Origin of the sequence: Streptomyces sp. BK239, from assembly GCF_004217285.1 — a bacterium.
Classification (GTDB): Bacteria; Actinomycetota; Actinomycetes; order Streptomycetales; family Streptomycetaceae; genus Streptomyces.
On sequence record NZ_SHKS01000011.1, the window covers coordinates 113,566 to 132,264 of the forward strand.

Annotated in this window: 18 protein-coding genes; 17 read left to right on the plus strand and 1 reads right to left on the minus strand. The window is 71.2% G+C overall.

Going from position 1 to position 18,699, the window contains the following annotated elements:
• Nucleotides 1-53 precede the first annotated feature (53 nt).
• From EV567_RS26740 to nusB, 4 genes are all read left to right on the plus strand, one after another.
• Complete coding sequence (locus tag EV567_RS26740) at nt 54-1,079, plus strand: AAA family ATPase (RefSeq protein WP_130444515.1); 1,026 nt, start codon at nt 54-56, stop codon at nt 1,077-1,079.
• A 71-nt stretch (nt 1,080-1,150) separates the two neighbouring features.
• Nucleotides 1,151-2,260: an aminopeptidase P family protein gene (locus tag EV567_RS26745; protein WP_130444517.1), complete on the plus strand. Its 1,110-nt coding sequence runs from the start codon at nt 1,151-1,153 to the stop codon at nt 2,258-2,260.
• A 59-nt stretch (nt 2,261-2,319) separates the two neighbouring features.
• Nucleotides 2,320-2,886 (plus strand): elongation factor P, encoded by a 567-nt coding sequence (gene efp / locus EV567_RS26750; RefSeq protein ID WP_037742222.1) that lies wholly within the window; start codon nt 2,320-2,322, stop codon nt 2,884-2,886.
• Nucleotides 2,887-2,888: 2 nt separating this feature from the next.
• The gene (nusB, locus tag EV567_RS26755) at nt 2,889-3,317 is read left to right on the plus strand and encodes a transcription antitermination factor NusB (RefSeq protein ID WP_130444519.1); all 429 of its coding nucleotides are present in this window, start codon (nt 2,889-2,891) and stop codon (nt 3,315-3,317) included.
• Between the two features lie 137 nt (nt 3,318-3,454).
• Here nusB and bldD read toward each other — a convergent pair whose 3' ends face one another.
• Nucleotides 3,455-3,955, minus strand: a complete 501-nt coding sequence (bldD, locus tag EV567_RS26760) for a transcriptional regulator BldD (RefSeq protein WP_020128858.1) — start codon at nt 3,953-3,955, stop codon at nt 3,455-3,457.
• 254 nt (nt 3,956-4,209) lie between these two features.
• On the opposite strand from bldD, the gene pyrR reads away from it, so the two are divergent.
• From pyrR to metK, 13 genes are all read left to right on the plus strand, one after another.
• On the plus strand, nt 4,210-4,794 hold the full coding sequence (pyrR, locus tag EV567_RS26765) for a bifunctional pyr operon transcriptional regulator/uracil phosphoribosyltransferase PyrR (protein WP_130444521.1): 585 nt from the start codon (nt 4,210-4,212) through the stop codon (nt 4,792-4,794).
• A 102-nt stretch (nt 4,795-4,896) separates the two neighbouring features.
• Nucleotides 4,897-5,886 carry an aspartate carbamoyltransferase catalytic subunit gene (locus tag EV567_RS26770; RefSeq protein ID WP_130444523.1) on the plus strand — a complete coding sequence of 330 codons (990 nt, stop codon included), beginning with the start codon at nt 4,897-4,899 and terminating at the stop codon, nt 5,884-5,886.
• Nucleotides 5,887-5,892: 6 nt separating this feature from the next.
• Entirely contained in the window at nt 5,893-7,179 is a 1,287-nt protein-coding gene (locus EV567_RS26775) for a dihydroorotase (protein ID WP_130444525.1), read from the plus strand.
• Nucleotides 7,176-7,742, plus strand: coding sequence for a hypothetical protein (locus tag EV567_RS26780; protein WP_130444527.1), 567 nt, complete (start codon nt 7,176-7,178; stop codon nt 7,740-7,742). Before EV567_RS26775 ends, EV567_RS26780 begins: the two co-directional genes overlap by 4 nt.
• Nucleotides 7,739-8,881, plus strand: coding sequence for a glutamine-hydrolyzing carbamoyl-phosphate synthase small subunit (carA, locus tag EV567_RS26785; protein WP_130444529.1), 1,143 nt, complete (start codon nt 7,739-7,741; stop codon nt 8,879-8,881). Before EV567_RS26780 ends, carA begins: the two co-directional genes overlap by 4 nt.
• On the plus strand, nt 8,874-12,182 hold the full coding sequence (gene carB / locus EV567_RS26790) for a carbamoyl-phosphate synthase large subunit (protein WP_130444531.1): 3,309 nt from the start codon (nt 8,874-8,876) through the stop codon (nt 12,180-12,182). The genes carA and carB overlap by 8 nt, the downstream gene beginning before the upstream one ends.
• A 64-nt stretch (nt 12,183-12,246) precedes the next feature.
• Entirely contained in the window at nt 12,247-13,353 is a 1,107-nt protein-coding gene (locus tag EV567_RS26795; RefSeq protein ID WP_130444533.1) for a quinone-dependent dihydroorotate dehydrogenase, read from the plus strand.
• A complete protein-coding gene (pyrF, locus tag EV567_RS26800) occupies nt 13,350-14,201 on the plus strand; it encodes an orotidine-5'-phosphate decarboxylase (protein ID WP_165430498.1) in 852 nt (283 codons plus the stop codon). Before EV567_RS26795 ends, pyrF begins: the two co-directional genes overlap by 4 nt.
• A 278-nt stretch (nt 14,202-14,479) precedes the next feature.
• Complete coding sequence (locus tag EV567_RS26805; protein ID WP_130444535.1) at nt 14,480-14,803, plus strand: integration host factor; 324 nt, start codon at nt 14,480-14,482, stop codon at nt 14,801-14,803.
• Between the two features lie 60 nt (nt 14,804-14,863).
• The gene (gene gmk / locus EV567_RS26810) at nt 14,864-15,457 is read left to right on the plus strand and encodes a guanylate kinase (protein ID WP_130444537.1); all 594 of its coding nucleotides are present in this window, start codon (nt 14,864-14,866) and stop codon (nt 15,455-15,457) included.
• A gap of 50 nt (nt 15,458-15,507) precedes the next feature.
• Nucleotides 15,508-15,780 carry a DNA-directed RNA polymerase subunit omega gene (gene rpoZ, locus EV567_RS26815; protein ID WP_003977348.1) on the plus strand — a complete coding sequence of 91 codons (273 nt, stop codon included), beginning with the start codon at nt 15,508-15,510 and terminating at the stop codon, nt 15,778-15,780.
• A 160-nt stretch (nt 15,781-15,940) separates the two neighbouring features.
• Nucleotides 15,941-17,143: a bifunctional phosphopantothenoylcysteine decarboxylase/phosphopantothenate--cysteine ligase CoaBC gene (coaBC, locus tag EV567_RS26820; RefSeq protein WP_130444539.1), complete on the plus strand. Its 1,203-nt coding sequence runs from the start codon at nt 15,941-15,943 to the stop codon at nt 17,141-17,143.
• A gap of 262 nt (nt 17,144-17,405) precedes the next feature.
• Nucleotides 17,406-18,614, plus strand: a complete 1,209-nt coding sequence (metK, locus tag EV567_RS26825; RefSeq protein WP_130444541.1) for a methionine adenosyltransferase — start codon at nt 17,406-17,408, stop codon at nt 18,612-18,614.
• The last annotated feature ends 85 nt before the right edge of the window (nt 18,615-18,699 follow it).

Sequence of the window (18,699 nt, forward strand, 5' to 3'; positions counted from 1 at the left end):
GGGCCTCGCCCCACGCCAGCGCCCATTGCCTGTACGAGACGGAGTGGCACCGGATGCAGCACGCAGTGGGTTCTCCGCTGCCGCCGCCCCACCAGCCGGGGCACGGACCGGCCCCCACCTGGCCCCCACCCACGCCGCCCCCACCGGCCGCCCCGCCCGTCGACGGACACCAGCCGGGTGCGACCGGATCCCAGCCCGGCGCCTTCGCGTCGCCGCCGGCTCCGGCAGGCCCCGGGTTCGCCGGGGGACCTGCCTTCGGGGGCGCCCCCTCCGTGGCGCAGGCCTCCGTGCCGCCGATGCCTCAGCCGCAGCCCTCCGTGCCGCCGGTGCCGCACACGCCCGTGCCGTACACGCCCATGCCCCAGGCGCCCGCGCCGCAGCCGGCTCCCGCGCAGCCGCCCGCGCCGCCGCCCGCGGCCGTCGCCCAGGGCGGCGACGTCACCGGGCATGTGCCCCTGCCGCCGGGCGGGCCCGTGCCCATGCCCAGCGTGCCGCCCGCCGCCTGTGCCCCCGACCCGGCGGCGACCACCCTCGCGGTGCTGCTCATCGGGCCCGCCGGGGCGGGGAAGACCAGCGTCGCCAAGTACTGGGCGGACCACCGCCGGGTGCCCACCGCCCACATCAGCCTCGACGACGTCCGTGAATGGGTCCGCTCGGGCTTCGCCGACCCCCAGTCGGGCTGGAACGACCACTCCGAGGCCCAGTACCGCCTGGCCCGCCGCACCTGCGGCTTCGCCGCGCGCAACTTCCTCGCCAACGGGATCTCCTGCGTTCTCGACGACGCGATCTTCCCCGACCGCCCCGCCGTCGGCCTCGGCGGCTGGAAGCGGCACGTCGGTCCCGGGCTGCTGCCGGTCGTCCTCCTCCCCGGCCTGGAGGTGGTCCTGGAGCGCAACGCCGAACGCTCCGGCAACCGCCGCCTCACCGACGAGGAGGTGGCCCGCATCCACGGCCGGATGGCCGGCTGGTACGGCTCCGGCCTGCCGATCATCGACAACTCCCAGCTCGACGTGCCCACCACGGCGAGGGTCCTGGACGAGGTGCTGGCGAGGGCGATCGCCAGCCCTCCGAAGTGGTAGGCCGCTGACGCCGGTCCCCGCTCGGCGCAGCCCGACCGGCGGTTTCCGGCCACCGCTCCTAGGCTCGACACATGTCAGAGGTGTACGCGACCCGTCGCACACGACTGAAAGAACGCTGCCACGCGTCCGGCAACGCGGCAGCGCTGATCTCCCGGCCCGCCAACGTCAGGTACCTCGCCGGCGCGGCCCCGCGGGGAGCCGTCCTGCTGCTGGGCGACGAGGACCTCCTCGTGTGCGCGGGGCCGCCGGACGACCGCCCCGCCGAGGCCCGCCCGGACGACAGCCTGAAGGTGCACACCCTCCCCGGCGCCGGCGGCGACCCCGCCGTGGCCGCCGTGGGCCTCCTCGCGGCCGGCGGCGCCGGCGGCGACCGCCTCGCCGTCGAGGAGCACCACCTCACGGTCACCCGGCACCGCGCCCTGCGCTCCGTCGCCCCCCGGATCCGCCTCGCCGATCTGGGCGGCGCGGTCGAACAGCTCAGGGTGGTGAAGGACGAGGAGGAGATCTCCTGCCTGCGCATCGGCGCCGAGATCGCCGACCAGGCCCTGGGGGAGCTGCTGGAGTCCATCCTCGTCGGCCGCACCGAACGCCACCTCGCCCTCGAACTGGAGCGCCGTCTCGTCGACCACGGCGCCGACGGGCCCGCCTTCCCCACGTCCGTGGGCACCGGCCCGAACTCCGGGCGGCGCGGGCACCGGCCCACCGACCGGCGGGTGGAGGAGGGCGACTTCCTCTCCGTCTGCCTCGGCGCCTCCTACCGCGGCTACCGCTGCGAGATCGGCCGCACCTTCGTCATCGGCACCTCACCGGCGGACTGGCAGATCGAGCTGTACGACCTGGTGTTCGCCGCCCAGCGGGCCGGCCGTGAGAGCCTGGTGCCGGGCACCGCGCACCGGGACGTGGACCGCGCCGCACGCCAGGTCCTGGACTGCGCGGGCTATTCGGAACGCCTCCCGGCGCTCATCGGGCACGGGGTCGGACTCGAAATCGACGAGGACCCGCAGTTGGCTCCCGCGGCCATGGGTAAACTGGACGCTTGCGTGCCGGTCACCGTCGAACCCGGGGTCCACCTCCCGGGGCGGGGCGGGGTCCGGATCGATGACACGCTCGTCGTGCGCCCCGAGGCGGACGGCGGACCCGAGCTACTCACCATCACGACCAAGGAGCTGCTCGCGCTCTAGCTCATCGGCTGGACGCGTGGCCCGGGGTCGTCCACGTCAGTCCAGGAGATTCCGCAACCGTGGCTTCCACGAACGACCTCAAGAACGGCCTGGTGCTCAAGCTCGAAGGCGGCCAGCTCTGGTCCGTCGTCGAGTTCCAGCACGTCAAGCCCGGCAAGGGCCCGGCCTTCGTGCGCACCAAGCTCAAGAACGTGCTCTCCGGCAAGGTCGTCGACAAGACGTTCAACGCCGGCGTCAAGGTCGAGACGGCCACTGTCGACAAGCGCGACATGCAGTTCTCGTACATGGACGGCGAGTACTTCGTCTTCATGGACATGGAGACCTACGACCAGCTGATGGTCGACCGCAAGGCCGTCGGCGACGCCGCCAACTTCCTGATCGAGGGCTTCACCGCCACCGTCGCCCAGCACGAGGGCGAGGTGCTCTTCGTCGAGCTGCCCGCCGCCGTCGAGCTGGTCGTCCAGGAGACCGAGCCGGGCGTCCAGGGCGACCGCTCCACCGGCGGCACCAAGCCCGCCACCCTGGAGACCGGCCACCAGATCCAGGTCCCGCTCTTCATCACCACCGGTGAGAAGATCAAGGTCGACACCCGCACGAGCGACTACCTCGGCCGGGTGAACAGCTAACCGTGGCCGCCCGCAACACGGCCCGCAAGCGCGCCTTCCAGATCCTCTTCGAGGGCGACCAGCGTGGCGTCGACGTCCTGACCGTCCTCGCGGACTGGATCCGGCTCTCCCGGGCCGACACCCGGCAGCCACCGGTGAGCGAGTACACGATGCAGCTGGTCGAGGGCTACGCCGAGCAGGCCAAGCGCATCGACGAGCTGATCGCCCAGTACTCGGTCGGCTGGACGCTGGACCGGATGCCGGTCGTCGACCGCAACATCCTGCGGCTCGGCGCCTACGAGCTCGTCTGGGTCGACGAGACGCCGGACGCCGTCGTCCTCGACGAAATGGTGCAGCTGGCGAAGGAGTTCTCCACGGACGAGTCGCCCTCGTTCGTCAACGGCCTCCTCGGCCGTCTGAAGGAGCTCAAGCCGACCCTCCGCAGAGGCTAGACACGGGGGCGCGGGGGACCGCGCCCGGACGCAGCTCACGCGAGAGGCGTGCGACCGTCACGAAAAACCGCCGGGGTGGCGGGAACCATCAGGTTCCGGCCACCCCGGCGGTACGTTTCTGCTGGGCCCGTTGGGGCTCAGCCCTCCTCGTGGGAGACGGCGCGACGCGCGTCCGCGTCCAGGACGCCCCAGCTGATCAGCTGCTCGGTGAGGACCGAGGGCGACTGGTCGTAGATGACGGCGAGCGTGCGCAGGTCGTCCTGGCGGATCGAGAGCACCTTGCCGTTGTAGTCACCGCGCTGGGACTGGATCGTCGCCGCGTACCGCTGAAGGGGGCCGGCCTTCTCCACCGGCACATGGGCCAGCCGCTCCAGGTCCAGGACCAGCTTCGGCGGGGGCTCCGCCGCGCCGCCCGGGGTGGTGCCGGGAAGGAGCTCCTGCACGGGGACGCCGTAGAAATCGGCCAGCTCCGCGAGCCGCTGCACGGTCACGGCGCGGTCGCCGCGCTCGTAGGACCCGACCACGACCGCCTTCCAGCGTCCCTGGGACTTCTCCTCGACACCGTGGAGGGAAAGGCCCTGCTGGGTGCGGATCGCCCGGAGCTTGGCCCCGAGCTGTTTGGCGTATTCGCTGGACATATGGCTCCCGGCACTGGGTCGACGCGACTGGAGCTTGGTTTCCATGCCGCGCGGTTGGTAACTCACTGTGAGGTTACGCAGCGTGATTCTTCTGCGTCAAGCCGAATGGTCCACCCCGACGCTTCCGTGGTATCGATGGCCGATTACGCCAAGGGGGTGATCGGGGGCGTCCCCGGGGCCTGCTACGGTGGATGGCGCAAATCCGACGTCCTTTAAGGTCCGTCCCGTGAGGCGGAGAAGGAGGTCCGTTTCGTATGGACAAGCAGCAGGACACGCAAGCGTCAGAGGCGAGGCCCGTCCTCGAAGGCCCTGACATCGCACGGGTGCTGACCCGTATCGCTCACGAGATCGTCGAGCGCGCCAAGGGCGCCGACGACGTGGTGCTCCTCGGCATCCCGACCCGGGGCGTCTTCCTCGGCCGCCGGCTCGCCGCCAAGCTGGAGCAGATCACCGAGCGGAAGATCCCGGTCGGCTCGCTCGACATCACCATGTACCGGGACGACCTGCGCATGCATCCGCCGCGCGCGCTGGCCCGCACCGAGATCCCCGGTGACGGCATCGACGGCAAGCTGGTCGTCCTCGTCGACGACGTGCTCTTCTCCGGCCGCACCATCCGCGCCGCCCTCGACGCCCTGAACGACATCGGGCGCCCGCGCGCGGTGCAGCTCGCGGTCCTGGTCGACCGCGGCCACCGCGAACTGCCCATCCGCGCCGACTACGTCGGCAAGAACCTCCCCACGTCGCTGCGGGAGACGGTCAAGGTCCAGCTCGCCGAGGAGGACGGTCGCGACACCGTGCTGCTCGGTGCGAAGCAGACCGCCCCGGGCGCGCAGCAGTAGCTGTCCGGCCTTTGCCGCGCGTGCGCGCCTCCGCGCGCTCGCATGCCCGAAAAGTCCTCCCTGTCTCATTTGTCCTCACTTGTCTTCAACGGAGCCTGACAGATGCAGCGTCATCTCATCTCGGCCGCCGACCTCACCCGCGACGACGCCGTCCACATCCTCGACACCGCCGAGGAGATGGCCCGGGTCGCCGACCGGCCCATCAAGAAGCTGCCGACCCTGCGCGGCCGCACCGTGGTCAACCTCTTCTTCGAGGACTCCACGCGCACCCGGATCTCCTTCGAGGCCGCCGAGAAGCGCCTCTCCGCCGACGTCATCAACTTCACCGCCAAGGGCTCCAGCGTCTCCAAGGGCGAGTCCCTGAAGGACACCGCCCAGACGCTGGAGGCCATGGGCGTCGACGCCGTCGTCATCCGGCACGGCGCGTCCGGGGCCCCCTACCGCCTGGCCAACTCCGGCTGGATCGACGCGGCCGTCATCAACGCCGGCGACGGCACCCACCAGCACCCCACCCAGGCCCTGCTGGACGCCTTCACCATGCGCCGCAGGCTCGTCGGACGGGACGCCGGCCTCGGCCAGGACCTGTCCGGCCGGCGCATCACCCTCGTCGGCGACGTCCTGCACAGCCGGGTCGCCCGCTCCAACGTCGACTTGCTGCACACCCTCGGCGCCGAGGTCACCCTGGTCGCCCCGCCCACCCTGGTGCCCGTCGGCGTGGAGACCTGGCCCTGCGAGGTGTCGTACGACCTCGACAGCACGCTGCCCAAGTCCGACGCGGTGATGATGCTGCGCGTCCAGCGCGAGCGGATGAACGCCGCGTTCTTCCCGACCGAGCGCGAGTACTCCCGCCGCTACGGCCTCGACGGCGACCGCATGGCGCGGATGCCCGAGCACGCGATCGTGATGCACCCCGGGCCGATGGTCCGGGGCATGGAGATCACCGCCGAGGTCGCCGACTCCGACCGGTGCACCGTCGTCGAACAGGTCGCCAACGGGGTGTCGATCCGCATGGCCGTCCTGTACCTGCTCCTGGGCGGCAACGAACCCGCCGTCAGCCACGCCCGTACCACCGCTTCCACCGAGGAGAAGTAAGCGACCATGAGCAAGATCCTGATCCGTGGTGCGAAGGTGCTCGGCGGCGAGCCGCAGGACGTCCTGATCGACGGCGAGGTCGTCGCGGCCGTCGGGACCGGCTTGTCCGATGAGGGCGCGGAGGTAGTCGAGGCGGCGGGCAAGGTGCTGCTGCCGGGCCTGGTCGACCTGCACACCCATCTGCGCGAGCCCGGCCGCGAGGACTCCGAGACCGTCCTCACCGGCACCCGCGCCGCCGCCTCCGGCGGCTACACCGCCGTGTTCGCCATGGCCAACACCTTCCCGGTCGCCGACACCGCCGGCGTGGTCGAGCAGGTCTACCGGCTCGGCAAGGAGCACGGCTACTGCGACGTACAGCCCATCGGCGCGGTCACCGTCGGCCTGGAGGGCCGCAAGCTCGCCGAGCTGGGCGCCATGCACGAGTCGGCCGCCGGGGTCACCGTCTTCTCCGACGACGGCAAGTGCGTCGACGACGCCGTGATCATGCGGCGCGCCCTCGAGTACGTGAAGGCCTTCGGCGGGGTCGTCGCCCAGCACGCGCAGGAGCCGCGGCTGACCGAAGGCGCCCAGATGAACGAGGGCGTCGTCTCGGCCGAGCTGGGCCTCGGGGGCTGGCCCGCGGTGGCCGAGGAGTCGATCATCGCCCGGGACGTCCTGCTCGCCGAGCACGTCGGCTCCCGCGTCCACATCTGCCACCTGTCGACCGCCGGCTCCGTCGAGATCGTCCGCTGGGCCAAGTCCCGCGGCATCGACGTCACCGCCGAGGTCACCCCGCACCACCTCCTCCTCACGGATGAGCTGGTGCGCTCCTACAACCCCGTCTACAAGGTCAACCCGCCGCTGCGCACCGAGCGTGACGTGCACGCCCTGCGCGAGGCGCTCGCCGACGGCACCATCGACATCGTCGCCACCGACCACGCCCCGCACCCGCACGAGGACAAGGACTGCGAGTGGGCCGCGGCCGCCATGGGCATGGTCGGCCTGGAGACCGCGCTGTCGGTGGTCCAGGAGACGATGGTCGACACGGGCCTGCTGGACTGGGCCCAGGTCGCCGACCGCATGTCCTTCGCGCCCGCGCGCATCGGCCGGGCCGGCGGCCACGGGCGTCCCGTCTCGGCAGGTGAGCCCGCCAACCTCACGCTCGTCGACTCGGCATACCGTGGACAGGTGGACCCCGCGGGCTTCGCCTCGCGCAGCCGCAACACCCCCTACGAGGGGCGCGAGCTGCCGGGCCGTGTCACGCACACCTGGCTGCGGGGCAAGGCCACCCTCGTCGACGGGAAGCTCACGTGACACCTGTGATCCTGCTGGCGGCCGACAAGGAGTCGGCCGAAGTGACCGACTGGGCCGCCCGCGCCGGCTGGGTCGTCGGCCTCGCCCTGTTCGTCGCGCTCGTCTACTGGCTGATGCGCGAGGGCTGGAAGTGGCGCGGCACGCTCCAGGGCGACCTGCCCGAGCTGCCGTCCGCGCCGGACGACCCGGGCCCGGCGAGACTGACCATGAGCGGCCGCTACCACGGCTCCACCACCGCGGGGCAGTGGCTCGACCGCATCGTGGCGCAGGGCCTGGGCGCCCGCAGCCGTGTCGAGCTCACCCTCACGGACGCGGGAGTGGACGTCGTACGCCCCGGCGCGAGCGACTTCTTCATCCCGGCCGGCGCGCTGCGCGAGGCGGTCCTCGGCAAGGGCATCGCCGGCAAGGTCCTCACCGAGGGCGGACTGCTCGTGGTGACCTGGGCGCACGGCGACCGGCTGATCGACTCCGGCTTCCGGTCCGACCACGCGGCCGAACACCGCGCATGGGTCGACGCCATCAACTCAATGACCAAGAACAACACGACGGAAGGCGCACGATGACGACCTCCACCAGGGGGACCTCGAAGGTTCCCGCCGTACTCGTCCTGGAGGACGGCCGGATCTTCCGCGGCCGCGCCTACGGGGCCGTGGGGGAGACCTTCGGCGAGGCGGTGTTCTCCACCGGCATGACCGGCTACCAGGAGACCCTGACCGACCCGTCGTACGACCGGCAGATCGTCGTCGCCACCGCCCCGCAGATCGGCAACACCGGCTGGAACGACGAGGACGACGAGTCCCGCCGCATCTGGGTCTCCGGCTACGTCGTGCGCGACCCCGCGCGCGTGCCGTCCAACTGGCGGGCCAAGCGGTCCCTCGACGACGAGCTGGTCGCACAGAACGTGGTCGGCATCTCCGGCATCGACACCCGCGCCCTCACCCGCCACCTGCGCGAGCGCGGCTCCATGCGGGCCGGGATCTTCTCCGGCGAGGCGATCGCCGCCGAGGCCGACCTCGTCGCACGGGTGCAGGCCCAGCCGCAGATGAAGGGCGCGAGCCTCTACGAGGAGGTCGCCACCCAGGAGGCGTACGTCGTCCCCGCGGTCGGCGAGAAGCGGTTCACCGTCGCCGCCATCGACCTGGGCATCAAGGGCATGACCCCGCACCGCATGGCCGAACGCGGCATCGAGGTGCACGTCCTGCCCGCCACGGCCACCGCGGACGAGGTGTACGCCGTGCGCCCCGACGGCGTGTTCTTCTCCAACGGTCCCGGCGACCCGGCCACCGCGGACGGTCCCGTGGCGCTGATGACCGAGGTGCTGGAGCGCAGGACGCCCCTGTTCGGCATCTGCTTCGGCAACCAGATCCTCGGCCGCGCCCTCGGCTTCGGCACCTACAAGCTGAAGTACGGCCACCGCGGCATCAACCAGCCGGTGCAGGACCGAACGACCGGAAAGGTCGAGGTCACCGCCCACAACCACGGCTTCGCCGTGGACGCGCCGCTCGACCAGGTCAGCGAGACGAAGTTCGGCCGCGCCGAGGTCTCCCACGTCTGCCTGAACGACGACGTCGTGGAGGGGCTCCAGCTGCTGGACCAGCCGGCCTTCTCCGTCCAGTACCACCCCGAAGCCGCCGCCGGCCCGCACGACGCCGCCTACCTGTTCGACCGCTTCGTTTCTCTGATGGAGGGCCAGCGTGCCTAAGCGCACCGATATCCAGTCCGTCCTGGTCATCGGCTCCGGCCCGATCGTCATCGGCCAGGCCGCCGAGTTCGACTACTCCGGCACCCAGGCGTGCCGGGTGCTGAAGTCCGAGGGCCTCAGGGTCATCCTCGTGAACTCCAACCCGGCGACGATCATGACCGACCCGGAGATCGCCGACGCCACCTACGTCGAGCCGATCACCCCCGAGTTCGTCGAGAAGATCATCGCCAAGGAGCGCCCCGACGCCCTGCTGCCCACCCTGGGCGGCCAGACGGCCCTCAACACGGCGATCTCCCTCGCCGAGAGCGGCGTCCTGGACAAGCACGGCGTCGAGCTGATCGGCGCCAACGTCGAGGCCATCAACAAGGGCGAGGACCGCGACCTGTTCAAGGAGGTCGTCGAGGAGGTCCGCCGCAAGATCGGCCACGGCGAGTCCGCCCGCTCGGTCATCTGCCACACCATGGACGAGGTCATCGCCGGCGTCGACACGCTCGGCGGCTACCCGGTCGTCGTGCGCCCCTCCTTCACCATGGGCGGCGCCGGCTCCGGCTTCGCCCACGACGAGGAGGAGCTGCGCCGCATCGCCGGCCAGGGCCTCACGCTCTCCCCGACCACCGAGGTGCTCCTGGAGGAGTCCATCCTCGGCTGGAAGGAGTACGAGCTGGAGCTGATGCGCGACAAGAACGACAACGTCGTAGTCGTCTGCTCCATCGAGAACTTCGACCCGATGGGCGTGCACACCGGCGACTCGATCACCGTCGCCCCGGCGATGACGCTCACCGACCGCGAGTACCAGATCCTGCGCGACGTCGGCATCGCCGTGATCCGCGAGGTCGGCGTCGACACCGGCGGCTGCAACATCCAGTTCGCGGTGAACCCCGAGGACGGCCGCGTCATCGTCATCGAGATGAACCCGCGCGTGTCGCGCTCCTCGGCCCTCGCCTCCAAGGCGACCGGCTTCCCGATCGCCAAGATCGCCGCCAAGCTCGCCGTCGGCTACACCCTCGACGAGATCCCCAACGACATCACCCAGGAGACCCCGGCCTCCTTCGAGCCCACGCTCGACTACGTGGTCGTCAAGGCCCCCCGGTTCGCCTTCGAGAAGTTCCCCTCCGCCGACTCCACGCTGACCACCACCATGAAGTCGGTCGGCGAGGCCATGGCCATCGGCCGCAACTTCACCGAGGCCTTCCAGAAGGCGCTGCGCTCGCTGGAGAAGAAGGGCAGCCAGTTCACCTTCGTGGGCGAGCCCGGCGACAAGATCGCGCTGCTCGAAGAGGCGGTCCGTCCCACCGACGGCCGCATCAACACCGTCATGCAGGCCATCCGCGCGGGCGCCACGCCCGAGGAGGTCTTCGACTACACGAAGATCGACCCCTGGTTCGTCGACCAGCTCTTCCTGATCAAGGAGATCGCCGACGAGCTGGCCGCCGCCGACCGCCTCGACGCAGGCCTGCTCGCCGAGGCCAAGCGGCACGGCTTCTCCGACCAGCAGATCGCCGAGATCCGCGGGCTGCGCGAGGACGTCGTGCGCGAGGTGCGGCACGCCCTGGGCGTCCGCCCCGTCTACAAGACGGTCGACACCTGCGCCGCCGAGTTCGCCGCGAAGACCCCGTACTTCTACTCCTCCTACGACGAGGAGAGCGAGGTCGCCCCGCGCGAGAAGCCGGCCGTCATCATCCTGGGCTCCGGCCCCAACCGCATCGGCCAGGGCATCGAGTTCGACTACTCCTGCGTCCACGCCTCCTTCGCGCTGTCCGACGCCGGGTACGAGACCGTGATGGTCAACTGCAACCCGGAGACCGTCTCCACCGACTACGACACCTCCGACCGCCTGTACTTCGAGCCGCTGACGCTCGAGGACGTGCTGGAGATCGTGCACGCGGAGGCGCAGGCCGGCCCGATCGCCGGCGTCGTCGTCCAGCTCGGCGGCCAGACCCCGCTGGGCCTGGCGCAGGCGCTCAAGGACAACGGCGTGCCGATCGTCGGCACCCCGCCCGAGGCGATCCACGCCGCCGAGGACCGCGGCGCCTTCGGCCGGGTCCTCGCCGAGGCGGGTCTGCCGGCCCCCAAGCACGGCACGGCCACCACCTTCGCCGAGGCCAAGGCCATCGCCGACGAGATCGGCTACCCGGTCCTGGTGCGGCCCTCGTACGTCCTCGGCGGACGCGGCATGGAGATCGTCTACGACGAGACCCGGCTCTCGTCCTACATCGCCGAGTCGACCGAGATCAGCCCCTCCCGGCCGGTCCTCGTCGACCGCTTCCTCGACGACGCCATCGAGATCGACGTCGACGCGCTCTACGACGGCGACGAGCTCTACCTCGGCGGCGTCATGGAGCACATCGAGGAAGCCGGCATCCACTCCGGCGACTCGGCGTGCGCCCTGCCCCCCATCACCCTCGGCGGCTTCGACATCAAGCGCCTGCGCGCCTCCACCGAGGCCATCGCCCACGGCGTCGGCGTGCGCGGCCTGATCAACATCCAGTTCGCGATGGCCGGCGACATCCTCTACGTCCTGGAGGCCAACCCGCGCGCGTCCCGCACGGTCCCCTTCACCTCCAAGGCGACCGCGGTGCCGCTGGCCAAGGCCGCCGCCCGGATCTCGCTCGGCGCGACCATCGCCGAACTGCGCTCCGAGGGGCTCCTCCCGGCGACCGGCGACGGCGGCGAACTGCCGCTGGACGCGCCGATCTCCGTCAAGGAGGCCGTGATGCCGTGGACCCGCTTCCGGGACACCTCCGGGCGCGGCGTCGACACCGTCCTCGGCCCCGAGATGCGCTCCACCGGCGAGGTCATGGGCATCGACTCCGTCTTCGGCACGGCGTACGCCAAGTCGCAGGCGGGCGCCTACGGACCGCTGCCCACCAAGGGCCGCGCGTTCATCTCGGTCGCCAACCGCGACAAGCGCTCGATGATCTTCCCGGCGCGCGAACTGGTCGCCCACGGCTTCGAGCTGCTCGCCACCTCCGGCACCGCCGAGGTCCTCAAGCGCAACGGCATCAAGGCCACCGTCGTGCGCAAGCAGTACGAGGGCACCGGCCCGAACGGCGAGAAGACCATCGTGCAGCTCATCCACGACGGCGAGGTCGACCTCATCGTCAACACCCCCTACGGCACCGGCGGCCGTCTCGACGGCTACGAGATCCGCACGGCGGCCGTGGCCCGCTCCGTGCCGTGCCTGACGACGGTGCAGGCGCTCGCCGCAGCCGTCCAGGGCATCGACGCCCTCAACCACGGTGACGTGGGCGTCCGTTCGCTCCAGGAACACGCGGAACACCTGACCGCGGCCCGCGACTAGCAGCCCACAGGGGGACACCGGAAACGGTGTCCCCCTCGTCATGAGGGCTCTTCATGAGGGAATCATGTACAAGATCTTCTTCACTCTCGTCTTCAAGCGGATGGACCCCGAGCGGGCCCACCACCTCGCCTTCCGCTGGATCCGCCTCGCCGCCCGCGTCCCCGTCCTGCGCACCTTCGTCGCCGCCGCCCTCGCGCCCCGCCACCGGGAGCTGCGCACCGAGGCCTTCGGACTGCGCATGCACGGCCCCTTCGGGCTCGCCGCCGGCTTCGACAAGAACGCGGTCGCGATCGACGGCATGGCGATGCTCGGCTTCGACCACGTCGAGATCGGCACGGTCACCGGTGAGGCGCAGCCGGGCAACCCCAGGAAGCGGCTGTTCCGGCTGGTGTCCGACCGTGCGCTGATCAACCGCATGGGCTTCAACAACGAGGGCTCGCTGGCCGTCGCCGCCCGCCTCGCCTCCCGCGAGCCGGTCTTCAAGACGGTCGTGGGCGTCAACATCGGCAAGACCAAGGTCGTCCCCGAGGAGGAGGCCGTCGGCGACTACGTGAAGTCGACCGAGCGTCTCGCGCCGTACGCCGACTACCTGGTCGTCAACGTCTCCTCGCCCAACACCCCCGGACTGCGCAACCTCCAGGCCACCGAGGCGCTGCGCCCCCTGCTGAGCGCCGTGCGCGAGGCCGCCGACCGCACGGTGACCACCCGCCGGGTGCCGCTGCTGGTGAAGATCGCCCCGGACCTCGCCGACGAGGACGTCGACGCGGTCGCCGACCTCGCCGTGGAACTCGGTCTGGAGGGCATCATCGCCACCAACACCACCATCGCGCGCGAGGGCCTCGGACTGACATCGGCTCCCGCGCTGGTCAAGGAGACCGGCGGACTGTCAGGCGCCCCGCTCAAGGCACGCTCCCTGGAGGTGCTGCGCCGCCTCTACGCGCGCGTGGGCGACCGGATCACCCTGGTGGGCGTCGGAGGCGTCGAGAGCGCCGAGGACGCCTGGCAGCGCATCCTCGCCGGCGCCACGCTCGTCCAGGGCTACAGCGCCTTCGTCTACGAGGGGCCCTTCTGGGGCCGCGCGATCCACAAGGGGCTCGCGGCCCGGCTGCGCACCAGCCCCTACGCCACGCTGGCCGACGCGGTCGGCGCCGACGTCAGGAGGACGGTATGACCCTGGAGCCCTTCGGTGCGCGGCTGCGCCGGGCCATGGACGAGCGCGGCCCCCTGTGCGTCGGCATCGACCCGCACGCCTCCCTGCTCGCCGAGTGGGGCCTGAACGACGACGTCGCCGGGCTGGAGCGGTTCAGCCGGACGGTCGTCGAGGCGCTGGCCGGCCGGGTCGCCGTCCTGAAGCCGCAGGCCGCCTTCTTCGAACGTTTCGGCTCGCGCGGCGTCGCCGTGCTGGAGAAGTCGGTGGAGGAGGCGCGGGCGGCCGGCGCGCTGGTCGTGATGGACGCCAAGCGCGGCGACATCGGCTCGACCATGGCCGCGTACGCCGAGGCCTTCCTGCACAAGGACGCGCCGCTGTTCTCCGACGCGCTCACCGTCTCGCCGTACCTCGGCTACGGCTCGCTCTCGCCGGCGGTGGCGATGGCGCGGGAGAGCGGCGCCGGACTGTTCGTGCTGGCGCTGACCTCCAATCCGGAGGGCCGCGAGGTGCAGCACGCGGTGCGTGTGGAGGACCACGCCGGCCGGAACGTGGGCGCGACGATGCTGGCGCACCTGGCCGCCGAGAACGCGGGGGAGGAGCCCCTCGGCTCCTTCGGCGCGGTCGTCGGCGCCACGCTGGGCGACCTGTCCGCGTACGACCTCGATGTCAACGGCCCGCTGCTCGCGCCCGGCATCGGGGCGCAGGGGGCGACGCCGGCCGATCTGCCGCGGGTCTTCCGCGGGGCGGTGCGCAACGTCGTCCCGAACGTCAGCCGCGGTGTGCTGCGCCACGGGCCCGACGTGGTCGCGCTGCGTGACGCCGCGGAACGGTTCGCACAGGAGATCCGCGCAGCCGTGACGGCCGTCTGAGCCTCTCCGGCCGTCCGACCGGGGGCTCGGTCGGACGGCCCGCCGGGGGCGTGAGTCTGAATACAGCCCCGAATCCGGGGCATTTTGTCCCGAATGTCCGTCCTGGCGGAGGCTGACCAGGACTTTTCCTTGGTTCTCGCTGACTCCGGCGGAGTTGGCCGCTAGTCTCCGACGGAGAGTGAACGGGCGAGCGTGTTGCTCGTCGCTCACCAGGTGTGGGGCGACTAGGTTCCTCACCGGTCCGTATCCGACAGTTCGACATCCGAGGTGACGTAGGCGTGGCTCTTCCGCCCCTTACCCCCGAACAGCGCGCAGCCGCGCTCGAGAAGGCCGCCGCGGCTCGCCGGGAGCGGGCCGAGGTCAAGAATCGACTCAAGCACTCCGGCGCCTCCCTTCACGAGGTCATCAAGCAGGGCCAGGAGAACGACGTCATCGGCAAGATGAAGGTCTCCGCCCTGCTCGAGTCGCTCCCCGGCGTGGGCAAGGTCCGCGCCAAGCAGATCATGGAGCGTCTCGGCATCTCCGAGAGCCGTCGCGTGCGCGGTCTCGGCTCCAACCAGATCGCCTCCCTGGAGCGCGAGTTCGGCGAGACCGCCAAGTGAGTCCCGGGTGCTCCGGGAGGACCGTCCCGGGCACCGCGTGACAACTGGAATAATCGCTGTATGGCTGCAACACCCCGGGGGACGTCCCCCGTACCCCCGGACGCACGTCCGCGGCTGACCGTGCTCTCCGGCCCCTCCGGGGTCGGCAAGAGCACGGTCGTCGCGCATATGCGCAAGGAGCACCCCGAGCTCTGGCTCTCGGTGTCGGCGACCACCCGCAAGCCGCGCCCCGGCGAGCGGCACGGCGTCCACTATTTCTTCGTCACCGACGACGAGATGGACAAGCTGATCGCCAACGGCGAGCTGCTGGAGTGGGCCGAGTTCGCCGGCAACCGCTACGGCACCCCCCGGGCCGCCGTGCTGGAGAGGCTGGAGGCGGGCGAGCCCGTGCTCCTGGAGATCGACCTCCAGGGCGCCCGGCAGGTCCGCGAGTCCATGCCCGAGGCCCAGCTGGTCTTCCTGGCCCCTCCCTCCTGGGAGGAGCTGGTCCGCCGGCTCACCGGCCGGGGCACCGAGCCGCCCGAGGTGATCGCACGCCGTCTGGACGCGGCGAAGATCGAACTCGCGGCCGAGCCCGAGTTCGACGAGACCCTGGTCAACACCTCCGTCGAGGATGTGGCGCGTGAGCTGCTAGCCTTGACGGATGGCGTGTGATCGCGACTGTGATCACCGTTCCTCGTTTCCCATCCATCGGAAGGTAGAGCGTGTCCTCTTCCATCTCCGCGCCCGAGGGCATCATCAACCCGCCGATCGACGAGCTCCTCGAGGCCACCGACTCGAAGTACAGCCTCGTGATCTACGCGGCCAAGCGGGCCCGCCAGATCAACGCGTACTACTCGCAGCTCGGCGAGGGCCTCCTCGAGTACGTCGGTCCGCTCGTCGACACCCACGTCCACGAGAAGCCGCTCTCGATCGCCCTTCGCGAGATCAACGCGGGCCTGCTGACCTCCGAGGCCATCGAAGGCCCGGCTCAGTAGTATTTTCAGCTCGCAGTAGGTTTTTCCACAGGCCCGGCAGTCTTCTCTGCCGGGCCTGTGGTCTGCTCGGGGGAGGCGGGTGGCCGGCCCCCGCCGTGATGGCAGCATGGACCCGCACGCCGGAGCCACGGAGTGCGGGCGCCGAGTCCGGGGAGAGACGGTGGACAAGCCGAAGGTCGTACTGGGAGTCAGCGGTGGCATCGCCGCCTACAAGGCCTGTGAGCTGCTGCGCAGACTGACGGAGTCCGGCCATGACGTCCGGGTCGTGCCCACCGCATCCGCGCTGCACTTCGTCGGCGCCGCCACCTGGTCCGCCCTCTCGGGCAACCCCGTCTCCACCGAGGTCTGGGACGACGTCCACGAGGTCCCGCACGTCCGCATCGGCCAGCACGCCGACCTGGTGGTCGTCGCCCCCGCCACCGCGGACACGCTCGCCAGGGCCGCCCACGGCCTCGCCGACGACCTGCTGACCAACACTCTGCTCACGGCCCGCTGTCCGGTCGTCTTCGCGCCCGCGATGCACACCGAGATGTGGGAGCACCCGGCCACCCAGGAGAACGTGGCGACGCTGCGCCGCCGCGGCGCCGTCGTCGTCGAACCGGCCGTCGGCCGCCTCACCGGCGTCGACACCGGCAAGGGGCGGCTGCCCGACCCGGCCGAGATCTTCGAGGTCTGCCGGCGCGTCCTCGCCCGGGGGGTGCGGGAGCCCGACCTCGCCGGACGGCACGTCGTCGTCAGCGCCGGCGGCACCCGCGAGCCCCTCGACCCCGTGCGCTTCCTCGGCAACCGCTCCTCCGGCAAGCAGGGCTACGCCCTCGCCCGCACCGCCGCCGCCCGCGGTGCCCGGGTCACCCTGGTCGCGGCGAACGCCGCCCTGCCCGACCCGGCGGGCGTCGACGTCGTGCACGTCGACACGGCCGTGCACCTGCGCGAGGCCGTCCTGAAGGCCGCCGGGGACGCCGACGCGGTCGTCATGGCGGCGGCCGTCGCCGACTTCCGCCCGGCGGCATACCGGGCCGGCAAGATCAAGAAGAAGGACGGCCAGGAACCCGACCCGATCGTCCTGGTGCGCAACCCCGACGTCCTCGCGGAGGTCTCCGCCGAGCGCGCCCGCCCCGGCCAGGTCGTGGTCGGCTTCGCCGCCGAGACGGACGACGTCCTGGCCAACGGCCGGGCCAAGCTGCGCCGCAAGGGGTGCGATCTGCTCGTGGTGAACGAGGTGGGGGAGCGCAAGACCTTCGGCGCCGAGGAGAACGAGGCGGTCGTGCTGGGCGCCGACGGCAGCGAGACGCCCGTGCCGCACGGCCCGAAGGAAGCCCTCGCCGACACGGTGTGGGACCTGGTGGCGCGTCGCCTCGGATGAACCCCCGGGTGAATCCTCCGTGGAGCCGCCGCATGGCCCCACCGTCGGTGGGAACCTTCGTGATCGGGGCGTGCCCCCTGGCCAAGGGCGTACCGCATTGTGCAGAATGCGCGTGCCGCAGGTCACAGTGCTCCCGAGAGGCGAGACACCAGGACCGGTGGACGAGCCAGACCGATAAACTGTTTCTCGGACGACGCCGGGCGCAGCCTCCGACGCGTCCGCCTATGATCAGCCAGCAGCCGCTGCAACCCCAGGGAGCGTTGTGTCCCGTCGCCTGTTCACCTCGGAGTCCGTGACCGAGGGTCACCCCGACAAGATCGCTGACCAGATCAGCGACACCATTCTCGACGCGCTTCTGCGCGAGGACCCGACCTCCCGGGTCGCGGTCGAGACCCTGATCACGACCGGTCTGGTGCACGTGGCCGGCGAGGTCACCACCCAGGCCTACGCGCCGATCCCCCAGCTCGTCCGGGAGAAGATCCTCGAGATCGGCTACGACTCCTCCAAGAAGGGCTTCGACGGCGCCTCCTGCGGCGTCTCGGTGTCCATCGGCGCGCAGTCCCCCGACATCGCCCAGGGCGTCGACACGGCGTACGAGTCCCGCGTCGAGGGCGACGAGGACGAGCTGGACCGCCAGGGCGCCGGCGACCAGGGCCTGATGTTCGGCTACGCGTCCGACGAGACGCCCACGCTGATGCCGCTGCCGATCTTCCTGGCGCACCGCCTGTCCAAGCGCCTGTCGGACGTCCGCAAGAACGGGACCATCCCCTACCTGCGCCCCGACGGCAAGACCCAGGTCACCATCGAGTACGACGGCGACAAGGCGGTCCGCCTGGACACGGTCGTCGTCTCCTCGCAGCACGCGTCCGACATCGACCTGGAATCGCTGCTCACGCCCGACATCCGCGAGTTCGTCGTGGAGCCGGAGCTGCAGGCGCTCCTCGGCGAGGGCATCAAGCTCGACACCGAGAACTACCGTCTGCTGGTCAACCCCACCGGCCGCTTCGAGATCGGCGGTCCGATGGGCGACGCCGGCCTGACCGGCCGCAAGATCATCATCGACACCTACGGCGGCTTCGCCCGGCACGGCGGCGGCGCCTTCTCCGGCAAGGACCCGTCCAAGGTCGACCGCTCGGCCGCCTACGCGATGCGCTGGGTCGCCAAGAACGTGGTCGCCGCCGGTCTCGCCTCGCGCTGCGAGGTCCAGGTCGCCTACGCGATCGGCAAGGCCGAGCCGGTCGGTCTCTTCGTCGAGACCTTCGGCACGCACACCATCGAGCCCGAGAAGATCGAGAAGGCCATCGACGAGGTGTTCGACCTCCGCCCGGCCGCGATCATCCGCGACCTCGACCTGCTGCGCCCGATCTACGCCCAGACCGCCGCGTACGGCCACTTCGGCCGTGAGCTTCCCGAGTTCACCTGGGAGCGCACGGACCGCGTGGACGCGCTGCGCGAGGCCGCGGGTCTGTGACACGGGAGGCGGGGCCCTCGGGGCCGTAGCCGCTTCCGACCCACGCACGAGGCCCGGTCCCCTTCGAGGGGGGCCGGGCCTCGGC

Bases quoted from the DNA above. Each gene is read 5' to 3' on its own strand.
- EV567_RS26740 (WP_130444515.1), top strand. From the start codon at position 54: ATGCAGCACGCAGTGGGTTCTCCGCTGCCGCCGCCCCACCAGCCGGGG.
- EV567_RS26745 (WP_130444517.1), top strand. From the start codon at position 1,151: ATGTCAGAGGTGTACGCGACCCGTCGCACACGACTGAAAGAACGCTGC.
- bldD (WP_020128858.1), bottom strand. From the start codon at position 3,955: ATGTCCAGCGAATACGCCAAACAGCTCGGGGCCAAGCTCCGGGCGATC.
- pyrR (WP_130444521.1), top strand. From the start codon at position 4,210: ATGGACAAGCAGCAGGACACGCAAGCGTCAGAGGCGAGGCCCGTCCTC.
- EV567_RS26770 (WP_130444523.1), top strand. From the start codon at position 4,897: ATGCAGCGTCATCTCATCTCGGCCGCCGACCTCACCCGCGACGACGCC.
- EV567_RS26775 (WP_130444525.1), top strand. From the start codon at position 5,893: ATGAGCAAGATCCTGATCCGTGGTGCGAAGGTGCTCGGCGGCGAGCCG.
- carA (WP_130444529.1), top strand. From the start codon at position 7,739: ATGACGACCTCCACCAGGGGGACCTCGAAGGTTCCCGCCGTACTCGTC.
- EV567_RS26795 (WP_130444533.1), top strand. From the start codon at position 12,247: ATGTACAAGATCTTCTTCACTCTCGTCTTCAAGCGGATGGACCCCGAG.
- pyrF (WP_165430498.1), top strand. From the start codon at position 13,350: ATGACCCTGGAGCCCTTCGGTGCGCGGCTGCGCCGGGCCATGGACGAG.
- gmk (WP_130444537.1), top strand. From the start codon at position 14,864: ATGGCTGCAACACCCCGGGGGACGTCCCCCGTACCCCCGGACGCACGT.